This window comes from Streptomyces sp. NPDC037242 (assembly GCF_055604165.1).
In genome coordinates, this window is the sequence record NZ_JBVJUY010000002.1 from 145,209 (window position 1) to 169,288 (window position 24,080).

Genomic DNA, 24,080 nt, shown 5'->3' on the forward strand with positions numbered 1-24,080 from the left:
GGGCGTCGCGACGCCGCGGACATCCGCCAGACACCCCCTAGCGTTCCGGTCCGCCATCGCCGCGACCCCTCGAACGGGTGCCGGCCGGCGCGCTGTGCCGACGCGCCGGCCGGCACCGACCATCCTTCTTCCCCCCTCGTGCTTCCCTCCCCCCGCCCCTTGAACGACACATCGTGAGGTACCGCCTTGAAGACGCGCCAACTGGGTTCCGCAGGACCGGACGTGAGCTCCATCGGGCTCGGCTGTATGGGAATGAGCTGGGGGTACGCCGAATCCCAGCGCACCGACAGCACCTCCGTGGAGGTCATCCGAACCGCCCTCGACCTGGGCGTGACGTTCCTGGACACCGCGGACATCTACGGGGACGGGCACAACGAGTCCCTCGTCGGCGAGGCCCTCCAGGGCCGTCGCGACGAGGTGGTCCTGGCCACCAAGATGGGCCTGGTCGTCGACGACCTGGCCACCAAGCAGATGCACCGGGACGGCTCCCCGGCCCAGGTGCGCCGGGCCGTCGAGGCGAGCCTGAAGCGGCTGCGCACCGATGTCATCGACCTCTACTACCTGCACCGGGTCGACCCCGCCGTGCCGTTGGAGGACACCTGGGGCGCCCTCGCCGAACTGGTCGCCGAGGGCAAGGTGCGCCACCTGGGGCTCTCCGAGGTGACGGCGGGCGAGGCCGCCCGGGCGCACGCCGTGCATCCGGTGACGGCCATCCAGTCGGAGCTGTCCCTGTGGACGCGCGACGCGCTGGAGGGCGACGACGTCGTCGGCTGGTGCGCGGCGAACGGCGCCGCCTTCGTCCCCTTCGCCCCCCTGGGCCGGGGCTACCTCACCGGCAGCATCGACACGTCGACGCAGTTCGAGGACGACGACTTCCGGGCCACCAACCCGCGGTTCTCCGACGCCGCCCGGGCCGCCAACCAGCGGATCGTGGACACCGTACGGGACGTGGCCCAGGCGCACGGCGCCACGCCCGCGCAGGTGGCGCTGGCCTGGGTGCTGGCGCGCGGCGAGCACGTCGTACCCATCCCGGGCACCAAGCGGGTCGGGTACCTGCGCGAGAACGTGGCGGCGGTCGACGTGCGGCTCAGCCCCTCCGACCTGGACCGTCTCACGGGTCTGCCGTCCGCCGTCGGCACCCGCTACTGATTTGAAATCAGCCAAGTAGCAGAATCCTGATACAGCTCAACCGACGTTCTGAGTAAGAACCCTGATACTGTTCCGACTGGTCCTGGCCGCCGCGGCCCCCGCCGCGAGCGGCCCCTGGGACCCCCCCTTCCGCATGCCTTCACCCCCTGCCGAAACCCCGAGGAGGTACTCCCGGTGAGTACAACCGCACAGCCCATGGACCGAGCACCCTCCCGAGCGGGCATCACGCTGCTGGCGGCCTGCCTGATCGCCGCGCTCCTGCCCACCTCGATCACCGGAACCTCCGTCACCCTCCCCGCCATGGGTGCCGACCTCGGGGGCGACCTCGCCGACCTCCAGTGGGTCGTCAACGCCTACGACCTGACGTTCGCCAGCTTCCTGCTCGCCTGCGGCTCGCTGTCCGACATCATCGGCCGCCGCCGGATGTTCCTCGGCGGCATGACGGTCTTCGCGCTCTGCTCGCTCATCGCCGGCGCGGCCACCGACATCACCCTGGTCGACATCGTCCGCGGCATCGCCGGCATCGGCGCCGCCGCCGTCATCACCAGCGCCAGCTCCGCCCTCGCCAACGCCTTCGACGGCGCCGCCCGCGCCCGCGCCTTCGGCTTCTACGGCACTTGCTTCGGCATCGGCCTCGCCTTCGGCCCGCTGGCCGCCGGCGCGCTGACCAGCGCACTCGACTGGCGCTGGTTCTTCTACGCCCAGGCCATCGTCGCCGTGGTCGTCGTCATCGCCGCCCTGCGCATCCCCGAGGGCCGCAACCCCGAGGCCCCCAAGGTCGACTGGGCCGGCACCCTCACCTTCACCTCCAGCCTCTTCCTGCTCATCCTCGCGCTGGTCGAAGGCCCCCAGATCGGCTGGGCGCACCCGGTCGTCCTGCTCTTCCTCGTCGGCTCCGCCCTGCTGCTCGCCGGCTTCGTCCTCGTCGAATCGCGTTCCGCGCACCCCATGTTCGACCTGGGCCTCTTCCGCCAGCCGCAGTACGTCGCCCTGTGCGTGACCCCGGTCGCCCTCGCCTTCGGCTTCGTCGCCCTCCTGGTCTTCCTGCCCTCGTACTTCATGGCCGTGGACGGCATCTCCGCCGCCGACGCCGGTCTGCTCCTGCTGCTCCTCACCGCTCCCACGCTGGTCATGCCGGCCATCGCGGGCTACGCCTCCAAGTGGCTCTCGCCGCGCGCCCTGCTGGTCACCTGCATGACGCTGGTCGCCGCCGGTACCGCCTGGCTGACCGTCATCGAGGCCAACATCGGCGTCCTGGCGCTGGCCGGACCGCTGGTCGTCATCGGTATCGGCTTCGGCATCTCCAACGGCGTGCTGGACGGCGCCGCCGTCAGCTCCGTGGAGCCGCACCGCGCCGGCATGGCCGCGGGCATGTTCAACACGATGCGCATCACCGGCGAGGTCATCGCCATCGCCGCCATGGGCTCGCTGATGGTCAGCGTCACCCGCTCGCAGCTGGCCGACGGCATCGGCGACTACGCCGCCGCGGGCTCGGCCGGCGACGTCGCCAACCAGCTCGCGCAGGGCGACCTGGCGACCTCCGCGACGAAGGTGGAGGAGTCCCTCCGCGGCGCCTACACCGAGTTCGCCTCCACCGCCTACAGCGGCGCCATGCACGAGATCCTCTGGGTGCTCTCCGCCATCTGCCTGGTCACCGTGCCCTTCCTGTGGGTCCTGTGCCGTCCGCGCAAGGAGGAGGCCGCCCCGGAGGCGACCGCTCCGGGCACGGAGACCGAGTCCCCGGAACCCGCCCTCAGCGGCGCGGCCAACTAGTCCGGCCGTCCGACCCCGTCGCCCGGGGGCGGGCAATCCCCCGCACCGCCCCCGGGCGGCGGCCCGGCCGCCGCCGTCACCACCGAACACAGCTCCCGGAGTACCGCATGAACGACCAGGCCCGGCGCACGGCCTTCTTCGACGTCGACGAGACCCTCATCACCGTCAAGAGCATGTTCCGCTTCCTGCGTTTCCACCTGCGGGCCCAGGGCGCGCCCGACTCCGCCTACGAGGAGGCCGCCGCCAACCTGCGCCGGCGCGCCGCCGAGGGCATACCGCGCGAGGTGACCAACCGCGAGTACTACGGCCTGTACGCGGGCTGCTCGGTCGAGGAGGTCGCCCGGGAGGGCCGCGCCTGGTTCGCGCAGGAACTGGCGTCCGGCGGACTGTTCCACCCGCCCGTGCTCGACGCCCTGCGCGAGCACCAGCGCGCGGGTGACCGTACGGTGCTGGTCTCCGGCTCCTTCCCCGCCTGCCTCGACCCGGTGGCCGCCTACGTCGGCGCGGACGTGGTGCTGTGCTCCCGGCCCGAGATCAAGGACGGGCGCTACACCGGCGAGTTGACGGTCGCGGTCATCGGCGACGCCAAGGCCGTCGCGGCCGAGGCCGACATGCGCGCCGCCGGGGCCGATCCCGCGGACTGCCACGCGTACGGCGACCACGCCTCCGACCTCCCGCTGCTGACCGCCGTCGGCCACGCGCACGTCATCGGCGAGGACCCCGTCCTCGCGGAGCGCGCCGAGGACAGCGGCTGGCACCGGATGAAGGGCATCGCCGGGCACCCCCCGGCGACGGCCGCTTCCCACCCGGCTGCCGACGTTGCCGCCCCTGCCTCTTCAGACGACCCGGCCGCCGCTGCCCGGGCCGGCGACCCGCTCGGCGAACTCGCCCGCCGCAGCGGCCTGCCCGGCACCCCCGAGGAGCCCCACTGGCGCACCGGGGCCGAGCTGCTGCTGCGCTACCTGGGCCGCGCGGCCGCCATGGTCGCCGACGGCTACGCCGCCCCCGAGGACGTCGACACCGCCATGCGGCTCGGCTGCGGGATGCGCGGCGGCCCCCTCGAACTGCTCGCCTCGATCGGCCCGCACACCGCGCAGGGCGCCTCCGAAGCCCTGGGCCTGCCCGCCGGGGCGTTCGCGCGCCTGCACCGGGCACCCGTGGCCGCGGCCCCGGCGTCGCTCGCCGCGGGGGCCGAGCCCCGTACCGTGCGCGAGGTCGGCGTGGTCGGCTCCGGCACCATGGCGACGGGCATCGCGGCCGTGTTCCTGGCCTCCGGCCACCCGGTACGCCTCCTCGCGCGCTCCGAGCAGCGCGCCGAGGCGGCCCGACCGGCCGTCCACCGGGCCCTGCTGTCCACGCGGATGCCCCGCGACGAGGCCGACCGGGTCCTGGAGGGGTGCGCCACCGTCCTTTCGGCCGACGCGCTCGCCGGCTGCGACCTCGTCGTCGAGGCGATCGCCGAGGACCTCGACGCGAAGCTCGACGTCCTGACGCGTCTCGACCGCGCCTGCGGACCGGGCACGGTCCTGGCCACGACCACCTCCAGCCTGCCCGTGGCCCGGCTCGCCGCGGCCGTGAGCCGCCCGGCCGAGGTCATCGGCCTCCACTTCTTCAACCCGGCCCCCGCGATGAACCTCGTCGAGGTCGTCCGGACCGACACCACCGCGGCCGAGGTCGTCGCCACCGCCGACGCCCTGTGCCGCGGCCTCGGCCGGACCCCGGTGCACTGCACCGACCGGGCCGGATTCATCGTCAACGCCCTGCTGTTCCCGCTCATCAACGACGCCGCCCGGATCGTCGGCGAGGGCCGCGGCACCGTGGAGGAGGTCGACGCCGCCGTCACGGGCGGCTGCGGCTTCCCCCACGGCCCGTTCCGCCTGCTCGACGTGGTCGGCACCGACGTCGCCCTCGCCGTACAGCAGGGGCTGCGGCGCGGCCTGGGCGGCTCGGAGCTCGATGTGGCGCCGCTCCTGGAGGAACTCGTCCGTGACGGGGTCCTCGGGATGAAGGCGCGCCGCAGCGTCCGGCAGCACCTGCGGACCCCCTAGGGGGTGTCTGGCGGATGTCCGCGGTGCCCGCCACACACCCGCTAGCCCGCGACACCCCCTGCACCTGACTTCCAGCTCGTCCCTCTCGTCCCCCTCTTCCCTCACACCATCGATCTCCCCCCGGAGGTGGCCATGCGCGCCGCACGTTTCGCCGAATTCGGCGACCACAATGTCCTGACCGTCGTCCACGACGCCCCCGAGCCCGAGGCCGCGCCCGGCCGCGTGGTCGTCGAGGTCACCCACGCCGGCGTGAACTTCGCCGAAGTGATGTTCCGACGCGGCCAGTTCCCCGTCGGCCTGCCGCACGTGCCCGGACTGGAGGCCGTCGGCACCGTCCGCTCCGTGGGCGAGGGCGTGACCGGCCTGCGTCCCGGCCAGCGGGTCGCCGCGCTCACCCTCGACGGCGGCGGCAACGCCGAGTTCGTCTCGGCCCGCGCCGAGCTGACCGTACCGCTGGAGGGCGAGCTCGCCGAGCTGCCGTCCGCCCTGGCGGCGGCCGCCCTGTGCAACGGCGCGACCGCCTGGGGCGTCGTGCACGCCGCGGCCCGCGTCGAGCAGGGCGACACCGTACTCGTCCTGGCCGCGGCCGGGGGCGTGGGCACCGCGGCGGCCCAGCTCGCCCGGGCCGCGGGAGCCGCCCGCGTCATCGGCGCCACCAGCTCGCCGGAGAAGGCCGCGCAGGCCCTGGAGTTCGGCTACGACGCGGTCGTCACCTACGACCGGCTGGAGGATGAGGTCCGGCGGCTGACCGACGGCGCCGGGGTCGACGTCGTCCTCGACTCCATCGGCGGCGACACCCGCGGCACGGCCAACGGCCTGCTCGCGCCGCTCGGCCGCCACGTCATCTTCGGCGACGCGGCCGCACAGGACACCTCCTACCAGGCCAACCACGTCTGGTTCACCGGCACCGCCCTGGTGGGCTACAACCTCGGCGGCCTGGCCAACAGCCGCCCGGCGGTCCTCGGCGACCACCTGCGCAGCGCCCTGCGCGCGGTGGCCGACGGCTCGGTCCGCATCGAGGTCACCGAGCTGCCGCTCGCGGACGTGGCCAAGGCCCACGAGCTGCTGGAGTCGCGCGCCTCCGTCGGCAAGTACGTCGTCACCGTCGACGGCCGGTGACGTGACGTGCTGGTCCTCGGATTCCCGGCAGGCTCCTTCGGTACGAACTGCTACGTCCTGGCGGCGGGCCCCGACGGCCCGTGCGTCGTCGTGGACCCGGGGCAGGACGCGACCGCCCAGGTACGCGCCGCCCTGGCGCAGCGTGGTCTCCAGGCGGAGGCGGTCCTGCTGACCCACGGGCACATGGACCACACCTGGTCCGTGGCGCCGCTGTGCGAGGAGCTCGGCGTACCCGCGTACATCCACCCCCTGGACCGGGAGATGCTGGTGCGCCCCGAGGCGGGGCTGCCCGCGGACTTCCCCGCGGCGGTGCTGCGGGGCTTCCCGCGCTCGGAGCCCGAGCTGGTGCGCCCGCTGCCCGACGAGGGGCTGCTCAGCCTCGCGGGCCTGGACATCGAGGTGCACCACGCCCCGGGCCACACCCCGGGATCGGTGGCGTACTCGCTGCAGGCCGGCGAGGACTCGCTGCTGCTGACCGGGGACAGCCTGCTCGCGGACGGCCTCGGCCGGGCGTTCCCGCCGGTGGGGGACCCGGACGTACTGGCCGGCTCGATGTCCCGGGTCTGCGGTCCGCGGCGGGACCGGACGACGGTGCTGCCGGGCCACGGGGGCACCACCACGGTGGGCGCGGTACGCGGGTTCCTCCCGCTTTCCTGAGCAGGGCTCCGCTGCCGTGCAGACGGGACTCCGGTCCTTCCGGGCGACTCCACAAGTCGCCCTGGAGGGCCGGAGTTTCGGCATGCCGGGGGCTGTGTGGACGGGCCCGGAAATCAGTCCGGCCCCGACCCTTGGCGGGTCGGGGCCGGACTTCTTGAATCCCTGCCGGAAGGCTACGGGGTTTCCTCTTCCGTCAGAGCGGTGATGCACCGTTCCAGAAGATCCCGCAATTGCTTCTGCTCATCGGCCGACAAGGCATTGGAGAGCTTCGCCTCCACCTTGCGGGCGACGGTGTCGGCTTTCTTGACGAGAGCGCGTCCGGCCGGCGTCAACTTGGTGACGAGCACCTTTTGATGAAGATCGGAAGTCTGTCGCTCGATCAAGCGCTTCGACTCGAGATTGGCCAGCACGGTGGCCATGCTCTGCGGTGTCACCAGGCAGACGCGCGCCAGCTGAGCCCCTGACATGCCCGGCGAATAGGAGAGCGCCATCAGTGCTGCATACTGTGGAACTGTCAGGCCGAGATCACGGAGAACCCTGCTCTTCTCTCCGATCAATGCCTGTTCGGCACGCTTAATGACGTGTCCTACTCGAGCAGCCACTTCCTGTTCGAATTCGGCCACTCTGGACGACCGGCTCATGCCGCTCCTTTATTTACAGAGACAGGTAATCCCCCCGCTGAGGCGTATATAAATGTGCCGAGCTAAGCCTCATGGCAACGCTACCATGCATCTCATAGAAGGCAATACCCTGTTCAGTGACAGGGTTCTGTTAACTCGGTGGAGGGAATCCGCCGCCGATACGATCTCCCGATGAACCAGGACCCGACCGAGTCGACCGCCGAGCGTGTCCGCGCCTTCCACCGCGCCTTCGGACTCGACTGCCCCGCCGTCCCCACGCAGCCCTCGCCCGAACTGGCCCTGCACCGCCAGGACCTGCTCCACGAAGAGGTCGCGGAGCTCGCCGAGGCGACGGCCGCTGGGGAACTCGCGCACATCGCCCACGAGTTGGCCGACGTGGTGTACATCGCCTACGGCACCGCCGCGGCGTACGGCATCGACCTCGACGCGGTGATCGCCGAGGTCCACCGCGCCAACATGAGCAAGCTGGGGCCGGACGGCCGCCCCGAGCTCCGCGCCGACGGCAAGGTGCTCAAGGGCGACTCGTACGTCCCGCCGGACGTCGCCTCGGTCCTCGGCAGGAGCTAGCGTCGACGCGGCCCTAGAGCCCGCGGACCGCGGCGACCGTGAAGGCGGTCGGGGCCCCGGTGCCGGGAGGCATCGGGCCGCCCTCGCGGTCGAACTGGGAGCGGACCACCAGGGTGCGGCCCGGGGTGCGGACCAGCGTGGTCGGAATCTGGAGCGAGGGGTCCGTGATCGTACGGATCAGCCGGGCGCGGGTCCCGTCCCCGTCGAGCCGCCAGCTCGACACGGTGTTGACCGTGTTCAGGGCCACGCGCAGGGTGCCGTCGGGAGCCAGGTCCAGGCCGTCGGCGTGGACGAGCCGGGCGCCGGGGCCGCCCGCGGCGCTGCCGTCGGGGCCGGGGCCGGCTTCGAGGGCGACTCGGGTGATCGCGCCCGTGCCGAGGTCGATGCGGTGCAGGTCGCCCGCCGTCATGTCCACCGTCAGCAGGTACCGGCCGGCCCGGTCCGAGGTGATCCCGTTGAGGCTGAAGCCGCCCGCCGGGGACGGGGTGAGGTGCCCGCTCAGGTCGTACGCGGGGAGCAGCGGCCCGGAGCCGGCCGCGAGCAGGTCGGGGGTCACGCGGTAGACAACGGCGCGGACGCTGTCCGTCAGGTACGCCGTGCCGTCGGGGGTGATGGCCAGGTCGTTGACGAAGAACGGCGCGTCCCCGGTCACCTCGAAGCGGGCCAGCCGGGCGCCGGACGCCTGGTCGTAGACCGAGACCCCCGAGGTGGAGTCGATCACCCACAGCCGGCCGCGGGCGTCGACCCGCAGGCCGTTCGCCGTGCGCCTGCCGTCGGTGCCGGACGGCAGGAAGACCTCGGCCGTGGTCCGGCCCGGGCGGGCCCGGTAGATCGTGCCGTCCGTGTACGAGCCGACGTACACGGTGCGGGTGCGGGGGTCGGCGGCTATGCCCTCCGGGAAGACCTTCGCGCCGGGGAGTGTGAAGGCCGTCGTGATGCGGGGGTCCGAGGCCCGGGCGGCGGGCGCTGCGCCGAGGGTGAGGGTGAGGGTCGCGGCCAGGGTCAGGGCCAGGAAGGCGGCGGGCAGGGCGGCGGGCGGTGCGGCAGGCAGGAGCTTCACGTCAGACGTCCTCTTCTGAGTGGGTGGCTGCGAATGTAAGTTAGAGCTCTAATTCGTACAAGGCCCGTAGGATGCCGCAATGACCTCCATGCCCGTCGAGGAGCGCATCGGCTCCCACATCAAGCGCGCTGAGCAGGCGCTCCTCGCGGCCAAGAACGCCGCCGTGAAGTCAGCCGCAGTAACGGTTCCGCAGTACACCGCGCTGCTCTGGCTCTCCGAGAAGCCCGGCATCTCCGCGGCCGGGCTCGCCCGCCTGTGCGGGGTGACGCCGCCGACGATGAACACCGTGCTGAAGAACCTCCAGGAGCGCGGGCTCATCGAGCGGACCCCGCACGAGCTGCACGGCAACGTGCTGGAGACCCGGCTCACGGACGAGGGGCGCGCCGTGATGGAGGTGGCGGACGCGGGGGCGGTTGCCGTGGAGCGCTCCCTCGCGCAGGAGTTCACGGGGGAGGAGCGGGAGCTGCTCGTCCGGCTGCTGGGCCGGTGCGTGGAGCGGCTCGACGCGCGGACGTGAGTCCGGAGCCGGTCCGCACGGAGGACATATGAGATCTTGTTCGGGTTTTTGCCGGGATTGCCCGCCGTGCTGTCCCCCCGGGGCAGTCGTGACCGTTCGGAGCGAAGTTCGTGAACCAGTACCCGCAGCCCCCGGCCCCGCCCCGGCGCCCCCGGCGTGCGGTGTGGATCAGCGCCGTGGTCGCGCTCGTGCTCCTCATATCCGGTGGATTCGCCGCCTGGAAGCTGGACTGGTTCTCCGGCGACGGCGAGTCCGTGAGCTTCGGCAAGACCCCGTCGCAGCCCCGGCCCCAGCCGCCGACGGGCCCGGCCGAGGAGAAGCCGTCCGCCCCGCAGCCCACCCCCCAGCCGAGCGGCGACCCCGACGTGCTCATGCCGTCCGGTCCGAAGTCCGACTTCAAGCAGACCACCAGGCTCGACGACGGCACGGTGATCGCCAAGGCCCGCCTCGCGGGTGCCAAGTCCGGCTTCGAGGGTGACGTCTGGGTGTGGGCGCCCAAGGAGTACGAAGACCCGAAGTACGCCAAGAGCGCCTTCCCGGTGCTCATCGCGCTCCCCGGCGGCAACGGATTCCCGGCCAACTACTGGTCCGACCGCAGCCTCGGCCTCCAGAAGGCCATCAGCGAGGGCGTCCGGGCCGGCACCAGCCTGCCGTTCGTCGTGATCATGCCGGTGCTCAACCCCGACAACAAGTACTACTACGACGGCTCGGACATACCCGGTCAGCCGAAGATGGGCACCTGGATCGCCGAGGACGTCCCGGACTTCGCCCGGGCCAATTTCCGTACGTACAAATCCCGTGACGGCTGGGCCTTCATGGGGTCCTCCTCCGGCGCCTTCGTGGGCATGAAGACCCTTCTGGAGCACCCGGACAAGTTCAAGGCCGTGATCGCCAGCGGCGGCGAGATCGTCCCGGACTCCCCGCTCTGGAAGGGCCACCAGGCGGAGATGGCGGCGAACAACCCCGAGACGCTGGCGCAGAAGCTGATCGACACCAACGGCCCCGAGGTCTTCATCAACTTCCAGGTCGGCACGAAGGAGTCCGGCAAGGACCGGATGCTGAAGTTCCAGCAGCAGTACGGCAAGGGTCCCGTGAAGACGACCATCTACGACATCCAGAACGGCGAGCACAACGGCTGGCACTACGTGCGAGGCATGAAGGAGAGCTCGCTGGAGTGGATCAGCAAGGTGCTGAAGGGCCCGAAGCCCGAAACCGGCTGATCCACGTGGTTCGGGCCACGTCTCACCCGTCCCAGGCAACCCATCCGGTCGTTCACACCTCTGTTAAGGATGTAAGAGGGGGACCAATCGGTCCGGCCCGCGCTCCTCTGACGAGCGCCGGAGTAGGAACGGGACACATTCCGTGCAGCATGACCAGCCGGGCGACGGCAGCGCCACGACCAAGGCCCGCCGTCGACCCAAGCACCTGCGCCTGATTCTGATCAGCGGTGGACTCGCGTTCGCCCTGGCCGCCGGGGGTGCGGCCGCGTACAAGTACGGATTCTTCTCGGACATAGGGGATCCGGTCTCCTTCGGGAAGGTCCAGCAGCAGAAGGCCTCCAAGGCCTCCGACGACACCCGGCCGGGGGTACGCATGCCCTCCGGACCGGCCGCCAAGTTCATCCGTACGCACCGGATGCCGGACGGTACGCAGATCGGCCGGACCACGCTCACCGGGAAGAAGTCCGGCTTCACGGGTGACGTGTGGGTGTGGGTGCCCAAGGAGTACGACGACCCGAAGTACGCCAAGAGCGCCTTCCCGGTGCTGATCTCCCTGCCCGGCGGCCGCGGCTACCCCACGAACTACTGGGGGACCGGCCCCGGCCTCGGCCTCCAGCAGGCCGTGAGCGACGGGGTGAAGGCCGGCACCAGCCTGCCCTTCATCCTGATCATGCCGGTGCACAACGCCGACACCCAGCACCACTTCGACGCCTCGGACATCCCCGGTGAGCCCAAGATGGGCACCTGGATGGCCGAGGACGTCCCGGATTTCACGAAGGCCAATTTCCGGACCTTCACCTCCCGCGACGGCTGGGCCTTCATGGGCTCCTCCGCGGGCGGATTCGGCGCCTTCAAGCACGTCCTGAAGTACCCCGACCGGTTCAAGGCGGCCATCGCGAGCGGGGTCGACATCGTCCCCGACTCCCCTTTGTGGAAGGGGAACACGCAGGCCATGGACGAGAACAACCCCGAGAGGCTCGCCGAGAAGCTGATCAAGGACGGCGGCCCGGACGTCTACATCAACTTCCAGATCGGCACCAAGGAGGGCGGCCGCGACAAGGCCGAGAAGTTCATGAACGACTACGGCAAGGGCCCCGTGCACACCACGCTGCAGGTGATCCAGGATGGTGAGCACAACGGGAAGTCGTACGTCCGGGGCATGAGGGAGGGCTCGCTGGAGTGGATCAGCAAGGTGATGTCGGCGCCTACCCCCGAACCCGTCGTGCGATGAGCCCGGCGGTGAAGGGGGTCGCCTCCGCGGCCGTCGCCGGGGTCGCCGCGGTGCTCGCCGTGGTGTTCCTCAAGACCTCGGCCTCGGGAGACAGGCAGGCGCTCCCCTTCCCCACCGTCGGCGTGCTCATGGCCAACGGCGAGCACTGGTGCACGGCGAGCGTCGTCGACAGCCCCGAGGGCAACGTCGTCGCGACGGCGGCGCACTGCGTGGCCCCGGCGGGCGAGGACGGCCTGCCGGGCGAGGTCGCGCACGACGGCATGGCCATCGGCGAGCTCGCCTTCGCCCCGGCCTTCTCCGGGGAGGGCTCGGGGCGCCAGCCCCTCGGGGTGTGGAAGGTGCGCTCGATCCAGGTGGACGAGCGCTGGACGAAGTGGGGCGAGGACACCGCCGACTTCGCCTTCCTGACCGTCGAGCCGGACGGGGACGGGCGCAGCCTGCAGGCCGCCGTCGGCAGGGGCGAGGCCCCCAGGCCCGACTGGACCTCCGGCTACGAGCGCGACGTGACGGTGGTCGGCTACCCGGAGTCGCAGCACAACCCGGAGAACAAGCCCGTCGCCTGCACCACCCAGTCCCGGCACGACGAGAACGACCCGGACATGCTCTACATCAGCTGCGCGGGGTTCTGGACCGGCACCAGCGGCAGCCCCTGGGTCGCGGACCGGGGCGGCCCGAACCAGCCGGGGCGGCTGATCGGGGTGCTGAGCGGCGGGGACACCGACGTGGACTCGACGGCCGCGCTGTTCGACGAGCGGGCGAAGGCCCTGTACGAGCGCGCCTCGAAGTCCTGAGCCCCGCCCCCGCCCTCGCCCTCGCCCCAGGCGCGGCTAGCTGCGGCGCTCGGTGCTCACGATCACGCACACCGCCGCGACGACGATCGCACCGCCGAGCAGGATCGGCCAGGTCAGCGCTTCGTCGAGGATGAGCCAGCCGAGGGCGACGGCCACGACCGGATTGACGTACGCGTACGTGGAGACCAGCGACAGCGGCGCCGCCCGCAGCAGCCACACGTACGAGGTGAAGCCGATGAGCGAGCCGAAGACGACCAGGTAGCCCAGCGCCAGCCAGGACGCGGTGGAGAAGCCGCCCGGGTCGAGGCCGTGCTGCTCGCCGCGGCACAGGCCGACGACGACGCCGCCGACCCCGCCCGCGAGCATCTGGTACGCGCTGCCGGTGAAGGGGTTGTCCGGGAGGGTCAGCCTCGCCGCGGAGAACGAGCCGAGCGACCAGAGGGCCGAGGCGCCCACCACCAGCAGTACCCCGCCGAGCCTGACCTCGCCGGTGATGCCCGGAGCGGTCAGGACGGCGAGCCCGGCGAGGCCGAGGAGCACCCCGCCGAGCGTGCGCAGCGGCGGCCGGTCCCCGGTGGCGGCCCGCAGCAGCACCAGCCACATCGGCACCGCCGCCACCAGCAGCGCGGCCAGGCCCGAGGGCACCGAGGTCTCGGCGAGCACGACCAGGCCGTTGCCGCCGAGGATCAGCAGCAGCCCGACCAGGACCGCCGAGCCGAGCTGCCGGTGGCTCGCCCTGAGCGCCGCCGGGCCCTGGCGCCAGGCGACGACGGCCGCCAGCAGGAGGCCGGCGGTGATGAAGCGGGCTCCGGCGGACAGGAACGGCGGCATGGTCTCGACCACGATCCGGATGCCGAGGTAGGTCGAGCCCCACAGGACGTAGACGAGGGCGAGGGCGGTCCAGATGCGAGCCGATGAGCGGGACATGATCAGAGCCTAGATCGCTGCCGTCTACATCTTTTGGTGCGTCTCAGCCCTTGAGCAGGCCGTTGAGGTCGCCGTACGGGAGGGAGCCCGCGAGCGAGCCGTACGTACCGCCCGAGATCAGCTCCTCGGCGGCGCGGCGGACCACGGCGTACGCGGCTTCGGCGACCCAGGACCCGAGGCTGACGCGGGCCACGCCGAGGGCGCCCAGCTCGGCGACGGCCGGGGCTCCGGGGCCGACGAGGATGTTGAGCGGGGCGTCGATGCCCTTGACGAGCTCGGCGATGGTGGCGGGGTCGGTGACGCCGGGCACGAAGATGCCGGTGGCTCCGGCGTCGAGGTAGGCGGCCGCGCGGGCCAGGGTCTCGTCGAGGCGGGTCTCCTCGGCGCCGAGGCCGAAGAGGTAGGTGTCGATACGGGCGTTGATGTAGAGCGGGATCCCGGCGGCCGAGGCTGCCGCGCGGGCCGCGGCCAGGCGCTCGGCGTGGTCGGCGGGGGCGCGGGTGCCGTCCTCGATGTTGATGCCGACGGCGCCGGCGGCCAGCACCCCGGCCACGGTCTCGCCGACCCCGGCGGGGTCGGCGCCGAAGCCGCCCTCGATGTCGGCGGTGACGGGCACGGAGACGGCGCCGGCCACCCGGCCGACGAGGTCGAGCGCGCGGTCCCGGGCCAGCGCGTCCCCGTCGGGCGCCCCGAGCGACCAGGCGACTCCGGCGCTGGTGGTGGCGACGGCGGGAGCCCCGGCGGCCTCGACGAGGCGGGCACTGGCCACGTCCCAGGCATTGGCGAGGGCCAGCGGCGCGGCCGGGTCGTGCAGTGCGGCGAACTGGCGGGCAAGGTCAAGGTGACTGGTCATGGGGCCAGTTCACCAGACGTCCGCACCGCTCGGCTGGCGATTTTCCGACGTCTGCCCCGGCCCGGCGGAGTGCTGTGCCAGGCCCGTCTTGGCGCCCGCTCCGCAGAGGGGGACCACCGCCGTGCGGCCTTGCAGGGGGTCCCCGGGGGCGGCGGGGCCCACCGCCGCCCAGCAGGCGGCGGCCGTCGGCTCCACGAACAGGCCCCGGCGGGCCAGGTCGTGCTGGGCCGCGCGCAGCCGGTCGTCCGGGACCGTCAGGAAGGTGCCGCCCGACTTGCGGACCGCCGACAGGATCTGCCGGGCCCGCGGCGGCGCCGGGATCGCGATGCCCTCGGCCAGGGTGGGGAGCGCGGGCGCCGGCTCCGCGTCCTCGGCGCCCGCCGCGAAGGCGGAGGCCAGCGGGGCCACCGCGGCCGACTGGACCGCGATCAGTGCGGGGGGCCTGACCCCGCGCCGGGCCAGCTCCTCCACGGCCAGCGCGGCCCCGAGCAGCAGGGTGCCGTTGCCCACCGGGACGACCAGCGCCTCGGGGAGGTGGCCGCCGAGTGCCTCCCAGATCTCGTACACGTAGGTCTTGGTGCCGTGCAGGAAGTACGGGTTGAACACGTGGCTCGCGTAGAACACCCCGGGCAGGTCCGCCGCCGTGCGCGCCGCCCGCGCGGCCGCCTCCCGGCCGCCCGGGACCACCCGGACCGTCGCGCCGTGCGCCCGCATCTGCTCGGTCTTCTTCTCCGAGGTGCCCTCCGGCACAAAGACTTCACAATTCAGTCCCGCCCGCGCGCAGTACGCGGCGAAGGCGGTCCCCGCGTTGCCGCTGCTGTCCGCCACGACCCGCTTCGGGCCCAGCCGCCGCGCCAGTTCCGCGAGCATCACCGCGCCCCGGTCCTTGAACGACAGCGTCGGCATCAGGAAGTCGAGTTTGGCGTGAACCCGCTCCGCGAGCGGCACCAGCGGAGTGTTCCCCTCCGCCAGCGTCACCGAGAACGCCCCCGGCAGCGGCAGTGCGGACCCGTACCGCCACAGCGAGTTGGGGCCCGCGGCCGGCTCCAGGGGGCTGGCCGGATCCGGTGCGAAGTCGAGGTCCCAGGGCCCGCCGCAGACCGGGCAGCACCACGGCGCCGTCCGGGCGTCCGCGCCCGTGCCGTCCTCGGGGCAGACGTAACCGGGGAGTGCGTGCGTCATGTGCGGAGCGCCTTTGCTCGTTCATGGCCGGTGTATGGCAGGGATGTTACGCGTCCGCAGTCCTCTTGTGGGGAGTCGACGGGGTGGGTCAACCTTTTCGGAGGCGACGGTCCCTCGGGCCGAATGTCTTGTCATGAGCATGGCTAAATCTGCCCGTGCGTCGCCGCTCACCCCCCGCAGCGCACCACCTATCAGAAGGACCCCCACATGTCCGTGATGCGTCACACCCGCCGGAAGCTCGCCGGCCTGAGCGCGACCGCCGTCGCGGCCCTCGCGCTCGGCGCGGCCGCCGCGTTACCCGCCTCGGCGGCCGAGTCCGCCCCGCAGGGCGTCATCGAGAACGCCGGCGCCGCCGGCACCGTCTCCGGCAGCTACATCGTGACCCTGAACGACTCGGCCGCCCGCTCCACCGCGGACAGCGGCAAGGCCGTCGCCAAGCGGTACGGCGCGAAGATCGACCGGACCTACAGCGCCGCCCTCAACGGCTACTCCGTCGAGGTCTCCGAGGCGCAGGCCAAGAAGCTCGCGGCCGACCCGGCGGTCAAGTCGGTCGTGCAGAACCGGACCTTCACCGTCGACGCCACCCAGCCCAACCCGCCGTCGTGGGGCCTGGACCGCATCGACCAGCGCGCGCTCCCGCTCGACAAGAGCTACACCTACCCGGACAAGGCCGGCGAGGGCGTCACCGCGTACATCATCGACACCGGCGTCCGGATCACGCACCAGGACCTCACCGGGCGCGCCTCCTACGGCTACGACGCCATCGACAACGACAACACGGCCCAGGACGGCCACGGCCACGGCACGCACGTCGCCGGCACCGTCGCGGGCACCTCGTACGGCGTGGCGAAGAAGGCGAAGATCGTCGGCGTCCGCGTGCTCGACAACAACGGCTCCGGGACGACCGCCCAGGTCGTCGCGGGCATCGACTGGGTGACGCGCAACGCCGTCAAGCCGGCCGTGGCCAACATGTCCCTCGGCGGCGGCGCGGACTCCGCGCTGGACACCGCCGTACGCAACTCCATCGCCAGCGGCATCACCTACGGCGTCGCGGCGGGCAACGAGTCCACCGACGCCTCCTCCAAGTCCCCGGCGCGCGTGGCCGAGGCCATCACCGTCGGTGCCACCACCAGCACCGACGCCAAGGCGAGCTACTCCAACTACGGTTCCATCCTGGACATCTTCGCGCCGGGCTCCTCCATCACCTCCTCGTGGGGCACCGGGGACACCGCCACGAACACCATCTCCGGCACGTCGATGGCCACCCCGCACGTCGTGGGCGCGGCGGCGCTGCACCTGTCGCAGAACCCGGCCAGCACCCCGGTCCAGGTCCGCGACGCTCTGGTCGCCGCGGCCACGCCGAACGTCGTGACCGGCCCCGGCAGCGGCTCCCCGAACCGCCTTCTCTACGTGGGCGCCGGCACCACCCCGCCGAACCCGGGCACCCGCTTCGAGAACACCGCGGACTACGCGATCAACGACAACTCCACCGTCGAGTCGCCGATCACCGTCAGCGGGATCTCCGGCAACGCCCCGGCGACCCTGAGCGTGCCGGTCGACATCAAGCACACCTACACCGGTGACCTGAAGGTCGACCTGATCGCCCCCGACGGCTCGGTCTACACCCTGCACAACCGCTCCGGCGGCAGCGCGGACAACATCATCAGGACCTTCACGGTCAACGCCTCCTCCGAGGTGGCCAACGGCGTCTGGAAGCTCCGCGTCAACGACAACGCGAACATCGACACCGGCAAGATCGACTCCTGGGCGCTGCAGTTCTGAACCGCACGGGCTGAAGGCACGTTGAACTGATCCGCGAACCGCGGGGGCGACCGACTGACCGGTCGCCCCCGCTGCGTACTATTCGCGCATTCGTTCGCGCCGTTTGCCGCCGCCATGTCCTTCGATGGAGCACCTCACCCCGTGAGCACCCAGCCGCCCCCCTTCTGGCCCGTTCCGCCGCAGCAGCCGCAGGCGTACGGGAAGCCCCCGCTCAACGGGTTCGCGCTGGCCTCGCTGCTCGTCGGGCTGCTGTGCCTGCCGCCGCTGGGTGTCGTCTTCGGCGTCGTGGCCCTCGTACAGATCGCGAAGAAGCGGGAGCGGGGACGGCCGTTGGCGGTCGCCGGCCTCGCGGTCTCGCTGGTGATGACCGTGGCCCTCGTCTCCGTCGCGGACCGGTTCACGGAGGGCTTCTTCGACCGGGTCAGCGCGCTGGAGCAGTTCGAGAACGTCGAGGGCGACCTGACCGACATCGACGAACTGCGGGTGGGCGACTGCTTCAACGTGCCGGGCGGGGACCTGCTCGACGAGGACCCCTTCGTGTACCGGATCGACTGCGCGCAGGTGCACGACGCGGAGGTCACCTCCTCCGCCCTGCTGACCCAGCCGGGCTATCCGGGTACCGAGCCGCTGCGCAAGTCCTCCGCGGACGACTGCTGGAAGGCGCAGGACGCGTACGCGATGGACACGTGGGCGCTGCCCGACTACGCGGAGATGTTCTACTTCTCGCCCTCGCGCGCCTCGTGGCGCGAGGGCGACCGGCGGCTGCTGTGCGTCATCGGCACGGCCGAGGAGGAGCACCGCGGGAGCCTGCGCAAGGACGCCGGGATGCTGACGCCGGAGCAGGTGGCGTTCCTGCGCGCGGTGAACGACGTCGACCTGGCGATGGGCCGCGTGCCCGACTCGGACGTCGAGGACGCGACCCCCGAGTACCGGGAGTGGGCGCGGGAGGTCGACCGGGCTCTGGAGGGCGAGGCGCGGGTACTGGGCGAGGCCGCGCAGCGGCCGGACGTGGCCGCGCAGGCGGGGGCCCGGCTCAAGGAGGTCGAGGCGGCGCGCAAGGAGTGGCAGCGGGCGGCCCGGGAGGTGACGGCCGAGGGGTTCGACCGGGCGTGGAGCCGGGCGCTGGACGCGATGTCGGTGGAGACCGAGAAGGCGCTGCGCGGCGCGTACGGGCTGGCGACGACGGTTCCGGAGTGGCTGGCGGAGTACCCAGGTGACTCGGAGGATCCGGACGGCGGCTCGGGCGGCGGGGCGGGCGAGGGCCCGTCGACCGGCTCGGCTTGAGCGGCTCTGGTGTGACACGCGGTAACGGGTTTGAGTGACCTGGCTTCATCACTTCGGGTGAAACTCTGGCCCTTGCTTGCGATGTACAACCGTCGGTTGCCAGGGTGTAGCTGTCTGTCAACCTGATGGGAGTGGCCAGTGACTTTCGGTGAGCAGCCGGCCTATCTGCGCGTCGCCGGGGATCTGCGACGGAAGATCGTCGATGGGTCCCTGCCCCCGCACGCCCGGCTCCCCTCGCAGGCCCGGATCCGCGAGGAGTACGGGGTCTCCGACACCGTGGCGCTGGAGGCGCGCAAGGTCCTCATGGCGGAGGGGCTGGTCGAGGGCCGGTCCGGCTCCGGTACGTATGTGCGCGAGCAGCCGGTGCCCCGGCGGGTCGCCCGCTCCGGGTACCGCACGGGCGGCGCCTCGACCCCCTTCCGCCAGGAGCAGGCGGACGCCGGCGCGCGCGGCACGTGGGAGTCGAGCAGCGAGCAGGCGCCCGCGCCCGCGGAGATCGCGAAGCGGCTCGGCATCGAGCCCGGCGAGCGCGTCATGCGGACGCGGTACGTCTTTCGCGACGCGGGGGAGGCGATGATGCTGTCGACCTCCTGGGAGCCGCTCGCCGTGACCGGGCGGACCCCGGTGATGCTGCCGGAGGAGGGTCCGCTCGGCGGTTCGGGGGTGGTGGACCGGATGGCCGCCATCGACGTGGTCGTGGACAACGTCGTGGAGGACGTCGGCGCCCGACCCGGCCTGGCGGAGGAGATCGGCCTCCTCGGCGGGGTCCCGGGCCATGTGGTCCTGGTGATCGGCCGCACCTACTTCGCCTCCGGCCGTGCCGTGGAAACGGCCGACGTGGTGGTCCCCGCGGACCGCTACCGCCTCTCCTACCACCTCCCGGTCCGCTGACCGCACCGGAGCGCGGACGGGGTGTCCCGGGGGTGCAACCCCCGTGCGGCTCCCTGGAATGACGGGCCGTCACGCCGTGAGCCCGTGATCGCGACGCCCCGCTCTGCGCCGGGTTCGAACCGGCGCGCACGGCCCACTCGTACGCGTGGCCGGATGCGTACGCCTGGGAGGTACCTCTTCGTGAAAAACCGTATCCGCTGTGTAAAGGTCGGGCGTAAGCTCGGGCATATGCGCAATGCGGTTTCCCGGGCAGGTACATCGGCGGAGGGTGAAACGCGATGAACGACAGCGGTGCCCTGCTCCAGTGGCTTGTCATACGGCAGGACGACAACGGCAACCGCTACCGGGTGGGCCGGTACTCCACCCGGGCCGAGGCCCAGAAGGTCGTCGACAAGCTCGACGACCGAGGACACAAGCAGCTCTACTGGGTCGAGCGGATCGGACAGACCGCCACTACGAACTGAGCGACGAACTGAGCGACGACCGAACGTCGCAGCGCTCGCGACGCTGCCATTAGGCTCCGCCCATGACTGTACGAGTGGTCGTGGGCGGAGCCCTTTGTCATGAGGGGCGCCTGCTGGCCGCCCGCCGCAGCGCACCCCCGGAGCTGGCCGGCCGCTGGGAGCTGCCGGGAGGCAAGGCCGAGCCCGGCGAGACCGTACCCGAGGCGCTCGTGCGCGAACTGCGCGAGGAACTCGGCGTGGAGACCGAGGCGCTGGAGCGGATCCCGGGCGAGTGGCCGCTGCGGCCCGGACTCGTCCTGCACGTGTGGACCGCCCGGCTGCTGTCGGGGGAGCCTGCGCCGCTGGAGGACCACGACGAGCTGCGCTGGCTCGGGCCGCACGAGCTGGACTCCGTCGACTGGCTCGACCAGGACCGCCCGGCGGTCGCCGAGGCCGGGCGCAGGCTGGGCGGCTGACCGCCGGGGCCGCTGAGGAACACCGCCGCCGCACCCGTGGGGCGGCACGGCCCGGCGCACGGGGGCGCGTGACGCTCGCGCTGTAGGCCGTATGCGCCACAGTGCGCCGGTGCGTGGGGGATCGAGTGGTACGACGCCGCGAATATCGGGTATGTCGCTATTAATCCCTATCTCGTCCCCCTCTCGCCTCGGGCGAACCGGACTGGGGTCGCTGCTGGCCCGGGAAGTGATCGGCGTGATCGACACAGACGGTGAATGCGCCGAATGGGCCTTCCCCGCCGAACCGGGTGCGGTCCGCACCGCCCGGCACGCCGTGCGCGGCAAACTCCGCTCCTGGGGCCTGGACTCCGTCGGCGACGTCACCGTCCTGCTGGTCAGCGAGCTGGTCACCAATTCGCTGCGTTACGCCTCCGGCCCGATCGGAGTCCGCCTGGTACGGCGGAATCCGGCCGCCGGAGGGCCGCCGGGGGGCCCGGCGCTTCTCGTGGAGGTTTCCGATCCGCTTCCGGATCCGCCCCGCGAGCGCATCGCGGCGCCGGACGACGAGGGCGGCCGGGGACTGCACCTCGTGGCCGCCTCGGCACAGCGCTGGGGGACCCGGCACGGGAAGTCGGGCAAGACGGTGTGGTTCGAGTTGGCTCTTCCTGGTGAGTAACAAGGTGAAGGGGTGCCACCGATCACACGGCATGGCCGGAAACTAACGGGACCTTTTCGTGATCGTGAGCGCCGTGCCGTCAGGGGCCGTGGTGCTGAATACTTCGGTCATGGCCGGTCCGGTTGCGGTGAGCTGGAGGGGACGGTCGCGTGAGCGAGATACCTGCGCAGGCACATCAGGCCCATGTGCCCGGGGAGACATGGCACGACTCCCTGTGGCACAGCAGCCCGCCTGGCTCGATATATGACTACATAAAGGTCGCTTCGTTCTCGATCGGCCCCGACGGGCTCATCGACCAGTGGAGCCTGCGCGCGGAGGAACTGTTCGGGCTGACCGCCGCACAGGCCGTCGGACGCGACCCCGTCGACGCCTTCATGCCGCCCGAGCTCCGCGCCGACGGGCACCGCCGGGTCGCCGAGATCCTCGACGGCAAGGAATGGACGGGCCTGATCCCCTTCCGGATCCCCGGAGGCGATGGCGGTGGCGGTGCGCACGGCCTGGCCGAGATCTATGTGATGCCCACCCAGACCGAGGCCGCCGAGCGGGCCGCACTGTGCGTCGTGGTCGACGTCCGCGCCCTGCGGCGGATCGAATCCGATCTGGCCGCCTCGCAGGCCATATTCGGCCAATCTCCCTTCGGCTTCCTGCTCTTTGGTACGGACCTCACCGTGCAGCGCGCCAACCGCCGCTTCGCGACCGTCTTCGGCGGCGCCGCGGAGGAACACCGCGGCCGCACCGTCCACGACTACCTCCCGCCGCACGAGGCCGACCGCATGGCCGAGGCCCTGCGCCGGGTCCTGGAGACCGGCGAATCCGTCACCGACCTCCAGATCACCGGGGCCGCCCCCGGCAGCCGCGAGCACCGCCACTGGTCCATCAACCTCTACCGCGTGCACGGCGGCACCGGCCGGCCCATCGGCGTGGCCGGGCTCGGCACCGACGTCACCCGCCGCCACCTCGCCGCCCGCGAGGCCGCCGGGGTCCGGCGCAACCTCGCCCTGCTCAACGCGGCCGGCCACCGGATCGGGAACTCCCTCGACCTGGAGACCACCGCGCGCGAACTGCTCGACGTCACCGTCCCCGGCTTCTGCGACCTGGCCGCCGTCGACCTCTACCAGGGGCTGCTGCTCGGCGACGACGACCGGCCCGCCAGGCCCCAGGGGCCGGGCGTACCGTCCCTGCCGCCCGGCCTCGGTGCCGGTCGGGCGCCGTCCGCGCCGCTGCGGCGGGTGGCCTTCGCCTCGGCGGTCTCGGACGCCCCGCTGTCGGGTCCCGGCGCACTGGTCTCCGTAGGCGATGTCCACCGGTACCCGCCCGCCTCGCCCGGCGCGCTGGCGCTGCGGACGGCGCGGCCGCGGCTGATCGAGGGCGGCGGGAGCGAGGACCTCGTGCAGTCCACGCTCGTCGTACCGATGGTGGCCCACGACACCGTCGTCGGACTCGCCCAGTTCTCCCGCACCAAGGGCAGCGAACCCTTCGGCGAACGCGACCGGGCGGTCGCCGTGGAGCTGGCCGCCCGGGCCGCCGTGTGCATCGACAACGCACGGCTGTACCGGCGCGAGCACGAGCGGGCCCTGATACTCCAGCGCAGCCTGCTGCCCCCCGGCGACCCCGAGGCCGCCGGCCTCGACATCGCCTGCCGGTACCTGCCGGGCAACGCGGCGACCGAGGTGGGCGGCGACTGGTTCGACGTCATCGAACTGCCCGGCCACCGCACCGCGCTCGTCGTCGGCGACGTGATGGGCCGCGGACTGCGGGCGGCCGTCGCCATGGGCGAACTGCGCACCGCCGTACGGACCCTGGCGCTGCTGGACCTGGAACCGGCGGAGGTGCTCACCGCCCTGGACGAGATCGCCCGGGGGCTGGGCGCGCCCGGCGGCTCCCAGCAGGCGTCGCGGGCCGCGCTGCACTCGCGCGACGCCGACCGGTCGGAGGTGTACCTCGCCACCTGCGTGTACGCCGTCTACGACCCGGTCACCCGGCGCTGCACCATCGCCAACGCGGGCCACATGCCGCCGGTGCTGGTGGAACCCCCGGACGAGGGCGGGCGGCCGCGGCCCGCGCTGCTGCTGGAAGTACCGCCCGGGATGCCGCTCGGGGTGGGCGGGGAGCCCTTCGAGGAGGTCGAGGTGGAACTCCCCGAGGGCGCGCTGCTCGCGCTGTACACCGACGGCCTGGTCGAATCCCGCGACCATCCGCTGGAGGAGGGGCTGCGCGGACTGCGCGAGGCCCTCGCGGATCCGGTCCGCCCGCTGGAGGACGTCTGCGACCACGTCCTGAACACGCTGGACACCCGGCACGGCGAGGACGACATCGCCCTGCTGATGGCCCGGGTGCAGGGGCTCCCGGTGGACGCGGTCGGCGACTGGCAGCTGCCGCGCGAGGCCCGGTCGGTGGGCAGGGCCCGGGAGCTGGCCCGGGCCAAGCTGCCCGCCTGGGGCCTGGAGGGCCTGCTGGACACCACGGAACTCCTGGTCAGCGAGCTCGTCACCAACGCCCTGCGGTACGGGGAGGGCGAGATCCGCCTCCGCCTGCTGCTGGACCGGACCCTGGTCTGCGAGGTCTGGGACGCCAACCTCGCCCAGCCCCGGCGCCGTCGCGCCCGCGACACCGACGAGGGCGGGCGGGGCCTCCAACTGGTCGGCCTGCTGTCCGCCGGGTGGGGCACCCGCCGCACCCACCGGGGCAAGACGGTCTGGTTCGAGCTCCCGCTGCCGGGCGCGGCGGTGGAGGCCGTCGCCGAACTGTCGGCGGAGCAGCTGCTGAGCATGTACGGCTGACCGGCTGACCGGCTGACCGGCTGACCGGCCAGCG

The 24,080-nt window shown here is 72.3% G+C and carries 22 protein-coding genes; 17 read left to right on the plus strand and 5 right to left on the minus strand.

Translation table 11 applies throughout. The annotated features are described in order from the left end of the window. Positions 1-222 precede the first annotated feature (222 nt). The 5 genes from ACZ7GJ_RS03510 (at position 223) to ACZ7GJ_RS03530 (ending at position 6,746) form a co-directional block, all read left to right on the plus strand. On the plus strand, positions 223-1,149 hold the full coding sequence (locus tag ACZ7GJ_RS03510; protein ID WP_470749008.1) for an aldo/keto reductase: 927 nt from the start codon (positions 223-225) through the stop codon (positions 1,147-1,149). Positions 1,150-1,323: 174 nt separating this feature from the next. After that, positions 1,324-2,922, plus strand: a complete 1,599-nt coding sequence (locus ACZ7GJ_RS03515) for an MFS transporter (protein ID WP_470749010.1) — start codon at positions 1,324-1,326, stop codon at positions 2,920-2,922. 107 nt (positions 2,923-3,029) lie between these two features. Beyond that, positions 3,030-4,970 (plus strand): HAD-IB family hydrolase, encoded by a 1,941-nt coding sequence (locus ACZ7GJ_RS03520; RefSeq protein WP_470749012.1) that lies wholly within the window; start codon positions 3,030-3,032, stop codon positions 4,968-4,970. A gap of 132 nt (positions 4,971-5,102) precedes the next feature. Then, positions 5,103-6,089 carry a quinone oxidoreductase family protein gene (locus tag ACZ7GJ_RS03525; protein WP_470749014.1) on the plus strand — a complete coding sequence of 329 codons (987 nt, stop codon included), beginning with the start codon at positions 5,103-5,105 and terminating at the stop codon, positions 6,087-6,089. Positions 6,090-6,095: 6 nt separating this feature from the next. After that, positions 6,096-6,746 (plus strand): MBL fold metallo-hydrolase, encoded by a 651-nt coding sequence (locus ACZ7GJ_RS03530; RefSeq protein ID WP_470749016.1) that lies wholly within the window; start codon positions 6,096-6,098, stop codon positions 6,744-6,746. A 173-nt stretch (positions 6,747-6,919) separates the two neighbouring features. Here the strand turns inward: ACZ7GJ_RS03530 and ACZ7GJ_RS03535 are convergent, their stop codons facing one another. After that, a complete protein-coding gene (locus ACZ7GJ_RS03535; RefSeq protein WP_301370282.1) occupies positions 6,920-7,387 on the minus strand; it encodes a MarR family winged helix-turn-helix transcriptional regulator in 468 nt (155 codons plus the stop codon). A 171-nt stretch (positions 7,388-7,558) separates the two neighbouring features. Here ACZ7GJ_RS03535 and ACZ7GJ_RS03540 point away from each other — a divergent pair, with 171 nt between their 5' ends. Then, positions 7,559-7,954 carry a pyrophosphohydrolase domain-containing protein gene (locus tag ACZ7GJ_RS03540; RefSeq protein ID WP_470749018.1) on the plus strand — a complete coding sequence of 132 codons (396 nt, stop codon included), beginning with the start codon at positions 7,559-7,561 and terminating at the stop codon, positions 7,952-7,954. A gap of 13 nt (positions 7,955-7,967) precedes the next feature. Here the strand turns inward: ACZ7GJ_RS03540 and ACZ7GJ_RS03545 are convergent, their stop codons facing one another. Beyond that, positions 7,968-9,014 carry an SMP-30/gluconolactonase/LRE family protein gene (locus ACZ7GJ_RS03545; RefSeq protein WP_470749020.1) on the minus strand — a complete coding sequence of 349 codons (1,047 nt, stop codon included), beginning with the start codon at positions 9,012-9,014 and terminating at the stop codon, positions 7,968-7,970. A 79-nt stretch (positions 9,015-9,093) separates the two neighbouring features. On the opposite strand from ACZ7GJ_RS03545, the gene ACZ7GJ_RS03550 reads away from it, so the two are divergent. The 4 genes from ACZ7GJ_RS03550 to ACZ7GJ_RS03565 all read left to right on the plus strand — a co-directional run bounded on the left by ACZ7GJ_RS03550 (position 9,094) and on the right by ACZ7GJ_RS03565 (position 12,773). Then, a complete protein-coding gene (locus tag ACZ7GJ_RS03550; protein WP_365918825.1) occupies positions 9,094-9,531 on the plus strand; it encodes a MarR family winged helix-turn-helix transcriptional regulator in 438 nt (145 codons plus the stop codon). 110 nt (positions 9,532-9,641) lie between these two features. Continuing rightward, positions 9,642-10,751: an alpha/beta hydrolase gene (locus ACZ7GJ_RS03555; RefSeq protein WP_470749022.1), complete on the plus strand. Its 1,110-nt coding sequence runs from the start codon at positions 9,642-9,644 to the stop codon at positions 10,749-10,751. A gap of 142 nt (positions 10,752-10,893) precedes the next feature. Continuing rightward, positions 10,894-11,982: an alpha/beta hydrolase gene (locus ACZ7GJ_RS03560; RefSeq protein ID WP_470749024.1), complete on the plus strand. Its 1,089-nt coding sequence runs from the start codon at positions 10,894-10,896 to the stop codon at positions 11,980-11,982. Continuing rightward, positions 11,979-12,773 (plus strand): trypsin-like serine peptidase, encoded by a 795-nt coding sequence (locus ACZ7GJ_RS03565; RefSeq protein ID WP_470749026.1) that lies wholly within the window; start codon positions 11,979-11,981, stop codon positions 12,771-12,773. Before ACZ7GJ_RS03560 ends, ACZ7GJ_RS03565 begins: the two co-directional genes overlap by 4 nt. A gap of 36 nt (positions 12,774-12,809) precedes the next feature. On the opposite strand, the gene ACZ7GJ_RS03570 is transcribed toward ACZ7GJ_RS03565, so the two are convergent. From ACZ7GJ_RS03570 to ACZ7GJ_RS03580, 3 genes are read right to left on the minus strand one after another with little or no spacing between them, the layout of a single operon-like run. Next, positions 12,810-13,700 carry an EamA family transporter gene (locus ACZ7GJ_RS03570; RefSeq protein ID WP_470749028.1) on the minus strand — a complete coding sequence of 297 codons (891 nt, stop codon included), beginning with the start codon at positions 13,698-13,700 and terminating at the stop codon, positions 12,810-12,812. A 43-nt stretch (positions 13,701-13,743) separates the two neighbouring features. After that, positions 13,744-14,553 carry an isocitrate lyase/PEP mutase family protein gene (locus ACZ7GJ_RS03575; protein WP_470749030.1) on the minus strand — a complete coding sequence of 270 codons (810 nt, stop codon included), beginning with the start codon at positions 14,551-14,553 and terminating at the stop codon, positions 13,744-13,746. Positions 14,554-14,562: 9 nt separating this feature from the next. Beyond that, complete coding sequence (locus tag ACZ7GJ_RS03580; protein ID WP_470749032.1) at positions 14,563-15,735, minus strand: pyridoxal-phosphate dependent enzyme; 1,173 nt, start codon at positions 15,733-15,735, stop codon at positions 14,563-14,565. Positions 15,736-15,942: 207 nt separating this feature from the next. Here ACZ7GJ_RS03580 and ACZ7GJ_RS03585 point away from each other — a divergent pair, with 207 nt between their 5' ends. The 7 genes from ACZ7GJ_RS03585 (at position 15,943) to ACZ7GJ_RS03615 (ending at position 24,046) form a co-directional block, all read left to right on the plus strand. Beyond that, entirely contained in the window at positions 15,943-17,517 is a 1,575-nt protein-coding gene (locus tag ACZ7GJ_RS03585) for a S8 family peptidase (RefSeq protein WP_470749034.1), read from the plus strand. A gap of 141 nt (positions 17,518-17,658) precedes the next feature. Beyond that, positions 17,659-18,801 (plus strand): DUF4190 domain-containing protein, encoded by a 1,143-nt coding sequence (locus tag ACZ7GJ_RS03590; protein WP_470749036.1) that lies wholly within the window; start codon positions 17,659-17,661, stop codon positions 18,799-18,801. A gap of 138 nt (positions 18,802-18,939) precedes the next feature. Continuing rightward, positions 18,940-19,692, plus strand: a complete 753-nt coding sequence (locus ACZ7GJ_RS03595) for a GntR family transcriptional regulator (protein WP_470749038.1) — start codon at positions 18,940-18,942, stop codon at positions 19,690-19,692. 278 nt (positions 19,693-19,970) lie between these two features. Next, positions 19,971-20,156 carry an SPOR domain-containing protein gene (locus ACZ7GJ_RS03600; protein ID WP_365918806.1) on the plus strand — a complete coding sequence of 62 codons (186 nt, stop codon included), beginning with the start codon at positions 19,971-19,973 and terminating at the stop codon, positions 20,154-20,156. A gap of 62 nt (positions 20,157-20,218) precedes the next feature. Then, positions 20,219-20,611 (plus strand): (deoxy)nucleoside triphosphate pyrophosphohydrolase, encoded by a 393-nt coding sequence (locus tag ACZ7GJ_RS03605; protein WP_365918804.1) that lies wholly within the window; start codon positions 20,219-20,221, stop codon positions 20,609-20,611. A gap of 226 nt (positions 20,612-20,837) precedes the next feature. Continuing rightward, a complete protein-coding gene (locus ACZ7GJ_RS03610; protein WP_470749041.1) occupies positions 20,838-21,266 on the plus strand; it encodes an ATP-binding protein in 429 nt (142 codons plus the stop codon). A gap of 158 nt (positions 21,267-21,424) precedes the next feature. Beyond that, positions 21,425-24,046 (plus strand): SpoIIE family protein phosphatase, encoded by a 2,622-nt coding sequence (locus ACZ7GJ_RS03615; RefSeq protein WP_470749628.1) that lies wholly within the window; start codon positions 21,425-21,427, stop codon positions 24,044-24,046. Positions 24,047-24,080 lie beyond the last annotated feature (34 nt).

Coding starts and splice junctions, on each gene's coding strand:
- ACZ7GJ_RS03575 (WP_470749030.1), bottom strand. CDS start 14,553: ATGACCAGTCACCTTGACCTTGCCCGCCAGTTCGCCGCACTGCACGAC.
- ACZ7GJ_RS03580 (WP_470749032.1), bottom strand. CDS start 15,735: ATGACGCACGCACTCCCCGGTTACGTCTGCCCCGAGGACGGCACGGGC.
- ACZ7GJ_RS03520 (WP_470749012.1), top strand. CDS start 3,030: ATGAACGACCAGGCCCGGCGCACGGCCTTCTTCGACGTCGACGAGACC.
- ACZ7GJ_RS03535 (WP_301370282.1), bottom strand. CDS start 7,387: ATGAGCCGGTCGTCCAGAGTGGCCGAATTCGAACAGGAAGTGGCTGCT.
- ACZ7GJ_RS03600 (WP_365918806.1), top strand. CDS start 19,971: ATGAACGACAGCGGTGCCCTGCTCCAGTGGCTTGTCATACGGCAGGAC.
- ACZ7GJ_RS03585 (WP_470749034.1), top strand. CDS start 15,943: ATGTCCGTGATGCGTCACACCCGCCGGAAGCTCGCCGGCCTGAGCGCG.
- ACZ7GJ_RS03570 (WP_470749028.1), bottom strand. CDS start 13,700: ATGTCCCGCTCATCGGCTCGCATCTGGACCGCCCTCGCCCTCGTCTAC.
- ACZ7GJ_RS03525 (WP_470749014.1), top strand. CDS start 5,103: ATGCGCGCCGCACGTTTCGCCGAATTCGGCGACCACAATGTCCTGACC.
- ACZ7GJ_RS03550 (WP_365918825.1), top strand. CDS start 9,094: ATGACCTCCATGCCCGTCGAGGAGCGCATCGGCTCCCACATCAAGCGC.
- ACZ7GJ_RS03605 (WP_365918804.1), top strand. CDS start 20,219: ATGACTGTACGAGTGGTCGTGGGCGGAGCCCTTTGTCATGAGGGGCGC.
- ACZ7GJ_RS03565 (WP_470749026.1), top strand. CDS start 11,979: ATGAGCCCGGCGGTGAAGGGGGTCGCCTCCGCGGCCGTCGCCGGGGTC.
- ACZ7GJ_RS03540 (WP_470749018.1), top strand. CDS start 7,559: ATGAACCAGGACCCGACCGAGTCGACCGCCGAGCGTGTCCGCGCCTTC.